The sequence below is a fragment of the Clostridium sp. CCUG 7971 genome, from assembly GCF_017590215.1.
In the GTDB taxonomy this organism is placed as follows: Bacteria; Bacillota; Clostridia; order Peptostreptococcales; family Peptostreptococcaceae; genus Faecalimicrobium.
In genome coordinates this window covers 1-2530 of sequence record NZ_JAFFPK010000115.1, presented here as the reverse complement: position 1 = coordinate 2530, position 2530 = coordinate 1, and the positions used below count along the sequence as shown (strand labels likewise).

Here is a 2530-nt window from a genome sequence, read left to right as displayed (position 1 = left end):
AAAATATAGTTATATTATATGCAAAGATAATGCAGTAACTATAACTCCTGCCATCATATTACCTATAAGAACTCCTAAAAGTGCATTCTTTATTCTTATTTTTAATATTGATGCAATTGCAGATGCTGTCCATGTTCCAGTTGTAGGTAGAGGTATTCCTACAAATAGTACTATTCCTAATATTGATACATTTGTTAATCTTCTCATACCTGATTCTATTTTTCTATCAACTTTATCTACTATCACTTTAAATAACTTTTTACCTCTAAAAAAATGTATTATATGCCTAAATGTTAATATTAATGGAATTGAAATCAAAGTAGACCCAATTACACTAACTATATATACACCTATAGGATTTAAGCCTAGAGATATTCCTATTGGTATAGCCCCCCTAAGTTCTGTTATAGGTATCATAGATAAAATCATTATATGTAAATATTTCAATTTGTTCCTCCTATAATTTACTATTTCATTTATATGCAATTTACCATCTTCATATTTATACTTCTTTAATCATATACCACAGTATCATACTTCTTTTGTTTTAAACAAGGTAAAAAATAAGCACCTTATAAAAGGTGCTTATTTTTTTAGTTTTATATATGCTAAATGTTCTTTCTTATAATTATCATCATATATTTTTTTAGTTATGTAATTATTTTTTATATATTCATCTTCTAAATCGTCACCTATAGTGATTTTCTTGATCTCATCTTCATTATTAATATCTTCTATAAGTATTGATATATTATTATCTTTATTTAAGTTTTCTAAATTTCCATTCAGTATAATTTCTGAGCATTTTTTAATACTTCTTTTGTTTAGCCTTACTCCAGCATAATCACTAAATGTTTGTATATTGTTGAGTTTTACTATTGATGAGCTAACTTCTATCGCTGGCTCTTTTGATGATGTAGCATAAACTTTTATATTTTCTAATTCTATACCTTTTACACCTAATATATTTATAACTTTTCCAGCTCCATATACATTAAGATTTCTTAGTTCTACATTGTCTTTAGATATCATTATTGCACTGTTGTTTTTAGATTTTGTTTCTATATTATAGTTTCCTAGTTCACTATACCCATCTATTATTACAGGTCTTCTTATTATAATCGGATCTTTTATAGTTATATTTTTCCCTATAATTATAAGCTCTATTTCTTCGTTAGTAACAGCTTCTTTTAATTCTTTTTCTGTATTAACTATAGTTTTATTCAAATTAGGTAACTCTGGTTTATCTGGTAATGTTGGAAGTTCTTCCGGCAACTCTGGTTCTGTTGGTTTTTCTGGTAAAGTTGGTTCATCTTCTGGAATTTCTGGATCTATCGGTTTATCTGGAAACTCTGGTTCCGTTGGCTTATCTGGCAATACTGGTTTATTTGGTGTTGTAGGTTTACTTGGCAATGTGTCTTGACTGTTGTTATTTCCTTTTACAATTTCATAAAGGTTATTCTTAGATATTTCGCTTATTCCATTTCCAACTTGTATAATTTGTTTTATTTTAAACTTAGAAATTGCCTCTTTTTGAGATTTACTTAGACTTTCTCCTAGTAATACTATTGGTGTATTTTTTTTAGATGCTAAAGGTGATACTAAAACTCCATCTACAATTTCGTCTGTATTACCTTTACAATAATAGACTTTACTTACTTCACTATTTTTATAAAATTCATTTAATATATTTGAATTAGTTTCGTATCTATTTTCTCCGTATATTCTTTTAGCATTTTCTAAGCTTTTTTCTATATTTGCAGAGATACAATCTTTTCCTCCTATTATATAGCTTTCTTTTATATTATTATCACTTAACCATTTTTTAGCTTGTCCTAGTGCTTCTTGTTTTGATAGTATTATTGGCATATTTTTATTTCCTGCTACTGGTGATATTGATATGCTATCAGCTATTCCATTTTCTCCATTTACTAAAACTACTTTTTCTACTTTATTTGATTGATTTATAATATCTGCTATTTTTATTGAAGTTTCATATCTATCTTTTCCACTAATTCGTTTTATGTCTATTTTCATATCATTTAATTCATTTTCTATATTACTACTTACTACACTTTCTCCACCTATTATATAAGCTTTGTTTACATCTAATCTTTTTATCTCTTTTTCTGTTGTTTTTCCTAAAGTATTTTCTTTTACTAAAAGTATAGGACAATTATTTTGAGAGGCTAAAGATGTGGCACATAGCATATCAGATATTGATTTTGAATTCACTAATATTACGCTATTTGAACTTTTTAATTCTTTTGATATTTCTACAGCTGTTTCAAATCTGTCTTTTCCTGCTATTATATTTTGATTATTTATTTCATTTGCAAAGATGTGATTTGTTATAAGAATTGATATTATTATACTTACACTTAAAAATCTAAATATTTTATTCACCTCTTTTTATATACTTTACTTTGATTATATATACAAATATTAATGATTATACATAATTTTAATATAAAATAAAAAATTTTATATTAAAATACCCTCTATCACTTTAAAATGTACCCTTTGTAAA

The 2530-nt window shown here is 25.7% G+C and carries 2 protein-coding genes; both read right to left on the bottom strand.

Annotation, left to right across the window (positions count from 1 at the left end):
- Positions 1–9: 9 nt before the first annotated feature.
- A complete protein-coding gene (locus JWF52_RS14205; protein WP_286184179.1) occupies positions 10–447 on the bottom strand; it encodes a COG2426 family protein in 438 nt (145 codons plus the stop codon).
- A 138-nt stretch (positions 448–585) separates the two neighbouring features.
- Complete coding sequence (locus JWF52_RS14200; protein ID WP_208334203.1) at positions 586–2406, bottom strand: cell wall-binding repeat-containing protein; 1821 nt, start codon at positions 2404–2406, stop codon at positions 586–588.
- Between the last annotated feature and the right edge of the window lie 124 nt (positions 2407–2530).